Source organism: Oceanisphaera sp. (assembly GCF_052084945.1).
GTDB lineage: Bacteria > Pseudomonadota > Gammaproteobacteria > Enterobacterales > Aeromonadaceae > Oceanimonas.
On the sequence record NZ_JBQDEX010000172.1, the window covers coordinates 1 to 3,543 of the forward strand.

The window sequence follows — 3,543 nt, forward strand, 5'->3', positions numbered from 1 at the left end:
ATTGCCGCGCTACGCTCGCAAAGACGAAATAAGGGCGCATAACAATATAGTGCAACCCCATCAGATGGCTAAAATGTAGAGCAAGCCGTGCTGATCAGCGCCAAACTGTTTTCTTCTTCTGCTCTTGTGCTTGCCCTGCTACAATTACCGCCTTTCGGTTTTTAGATCGCCATCAGCTTTCAGCTACTATGGTTTTTAGCACATAAAAGGTTCTAGCACATGCGCACCAGTCAATATTTGCTTTCCACTCTTAAAGAAACTCCCAGCGACGCAGAGGTGATCAGTCACCAGCTTATGTTGCGCGCAGGTATGATCCGCCGCCTGGCCTCTGGCCTTTACACTTGGTTGCCTAGCGGTCTGCGAGTATTGAATAAGGTTGCCGCCATTGTGCGCGAAGAAATGAATCGTGCCGGTGCGGTAGAAATGATGATGCCAGTGGTACAGCCTGCTGAGTTATGGCATGAAACCGGCCGCTGGGATAAGTTTGGCCCCGAATTATTGCGCATTAAAGACCGCCACGACCGTGGCTTTGTATTAGGCCCCACCCACGAGGAAGTGATCACCTCAGTGGTGCGCAACGAAATCGCTTCTTATAAACAACTGCCCCTGAATTTGTATCAGGTACAAACTAAATTTCGTGATGAAGTACGCCCCCGCTTTGGGGTGATGCGCTCTCGCGAGTTTATTATGAAAGATGCCTACTCTTTTCATACCTCTCAACAAAGTCTTGAGCAGACTTACCAAGAGATGTACCAAGCATATAGCCGTATTTTTGAGCGCATGGGACTGACCTTTAGAGCCGTATTAGCGGATACCGGTGCCATTGGTGGCAGTGCTTCTCATGAGTTTCATGTGTTAGCCGACAGCGGTGAAGACGATATTGTGTTTTCTAGCGAGTCTGATTATGCCGCTAACATAGAAAAAGCCGAGGCGGTGTCACTTAAAGCACAGGCTGATGCGCCAACTCAAGACATGACTGTAGTGGATACGCCCAATGCGAAAACCATTAATGAGCTGGTTGAGCAGTTTGAGCTAAAAATTGAGCAAACCGTTAAAACCTTATTGGTGCACGCCGCCGAAGATCAAGGCTCGCCATTGGTGGCATTAATGGTGCGCGGCGATCATGAGCTGAATGAAGTGAAAGCTGAACACTTAGCCCAAGTGGCCAGCCCACTTACTTTTGCCACTGATGCAGAAATTCGTGACTTAGTCGGCGCGGGCCCAGGTTCACTTGGCCCAGTAAACCTGCCAGTGCCAGTGATTATAGACAGCGCAGTGGCGGTAATGAGCGACTTTGCCGCCGGTGCCAATATAGAAGATAAACATTACTTTGGCATTAACTGGGGTCGCGACCTTGAGCTGCCAGGCGTTGCCGATTTACGTAATGTACAAGAAGGCGACCCTAGCCCTTGTGGTCAAGGTGTATTGCAGATTAAACGCGGCATTGAAGTGGGCCATATCTTTCAGCTAGGTAATAATTACTCCAGCAAAATGAATGCCACTGTACTTAATGAGCAAGGCAAGGCCTGCGTGTTAGAAATGGGTTGTTACGGCATTGGGGTGTCACGTATTGTGGCGGCGGCCATTGAGCAAAACCATGATGAACGCGGTATTATCTGGCCCGAGGCCATTGCCCCTTTCCAAGTGGCGATTATTCCGATGAATATGCACAAATCGGCTGCCGTTAAAGAAACGGCAGAAAATCTTTACAACGAACTGACCGCCGCCGGCATTGAAGTGATTTTTGATGACCGTAAAGAACGCCCCGGTGTGATGTTTGCCGATATGGAGCTGTTAGGTGTGCCTCATACGGTGATTATTGGTGATCGCAGCTTAGAAAAAGGCGTAGTGGAATATAAAACGCGCCGTGAAGGTGAAAAACAAGAAGTGGCCACCGCCGATATGGCGCAACAGCTGATAGCCGCCACTAAGCGATAATTAGCGATAATATAATGCTAAAAGCCTCCGGTCGGTATTATGGCTGGGGGCTTTTTTGTATGTGGCATAGGCCCGCTATCGCAAATACCGGGCTGATGGTTAAAGTAATACCAATCAGGAAAACTAGCTGTTCTATTTAGTTTCACAGTACAGGCCGAACAAAGGGCCTCCTACACCGACACGCTGCAAGCACCTCCCTGTGGCGCTCAAACACATGACATCCTTGTCATGTGATGGCAGATCCCTTCATTCGTTCCTATGCTATGGAGTCGCCTGTGGGGGCGACCTGCTGACAACTCGGTGCGTAAGGAGAGGCAACAGAGATCGAATAAATTTAACCCTACGCTCGGGGTAGATTGGTATTACGCTTCACAGTTTTGTCGTCTTTAGTTAGGCTAGGCTTTGTAGCCGACAGCCAAGCTTCTATAATGGCTGAAAAGGGAGTGATGCATGGTAGATGATGAGAATAACTCCTGCGCTTTGGTGCTTACAGGTGGAGGGGCGCGTGCTGCGTATCAGGTGGGAGTGCTGAAGGCGATTTCTGAGTGCTACCCTAGAGGGCAGGCGATTCCGTTTCCTATTCTAAGCGGTACTTCCGCCGGCGCTATTAATGCAACTGCCTTGGCATGTTACGCCTCTTGCTTTCATTTAGGCGTACGTAAATTAGAGTACGTATGGCGACACCTAAAAACTGAAGATGTACTGCGCTTACAGCTGAGTAAGGTGATTAGCCACTCGCTTAAAAGCTTACTGCGCGGTCTATTAGGCAAACCTAGCCAAATCGCCCTGCCACTGTTTGATAATAGCCCGTTAGAGCGGTTACTAGAAAAGGTGATTGATTTTCCGCGAATTGATAATAATTTGCTCTATGGCGCATTAGAAGTGTTGGCTATTACTGCCTCTAATTACAATACCGGTGACTCCACCACCTTTTATCAGGGGCGGCCTTATCATCAACCCTGGGCAAGAGCGGGCCGTTCGGGGCGTTCGGCTATTATTGCCCCGCCGCACTTAATGGCCAGCAGTGCCCTGCCCTTTATTTTTAAACCCTGTTTACTCCAAAACCATCATTATGGTGATGGCTCTATTCACCAGCTAAATCCACTGAGTCCTGCTATTCATTTAGGCGCTAAGCGTATTTTAATCATTAGCTTGGGCCCAGACGAAGTCGACTCCCACACTTTACCCAGTGATCCGAGCAGCTCTGATATTGCCGGTCACTTGTTAGATACGGTATTTACTGATGCTCTCACTTCAGATATAGAGCGGTTACAGCGGATTAATAACACTATAAAACTGGTACCCGAGCGTAAACATGAGCAGCTAGCCTTACGCCATATTGATAATTTAGTGCTTAAGCCCAGTAAAAACTTAGATGATCTTACCCATCAGCATTTTCATAAACTGCCCTACAATATTCGGGCTTTATTACGCCTATTTGGGGTCAATGCAGGGGATGCCACTGGGCTTGCGAGTTTCTTACTGTTTGAGCAAGGGTATTGCCGTGAACTCATTGATTTAGGCTACCAAGATACCCAAGCACGATTAGACGAAGTGTGTGCATTTTTACAGGTGCCAACGAAGTAACAAATAGCGCCGAGCGCC

2 protein-coding genes are annotated in these 3,543 nt (G+C 48.3%); both read left to right on the top strand.

Going from position 1 to position 3,543, the window contains the following annotated elements; genetic code table 11:
- Nucleotides 1–219 precede the first annotated feature (219 nt).
- Nucleotides 220–1,938: a proline--tRNA ligase gene (locus ACTHY5_RS11590; RefSeq protein WP_441879834.1), complete on the top strand. Its 1,719-nt coding sequence runs from the start codon at nucleotides 220–222 to the stop codon at nucleotides 1,936–1,938.
- Between the two features lie 450 nt (nucleotides 1,939–2,388).
- On the top strand, nucleotides 2,389–3,525 hold the full coding sequence (locus ACTHY5_RS11595) for a patatin-like phospholipase family protein (protein WP_441879837.1): 1,137 nt from the start codon (nucleotides 2,389–2,391) through the stop codon (nucleotides 3,523–3,525).
- Nucleotides 3,526–3,543: the final 18 nt, after the last annotated feature.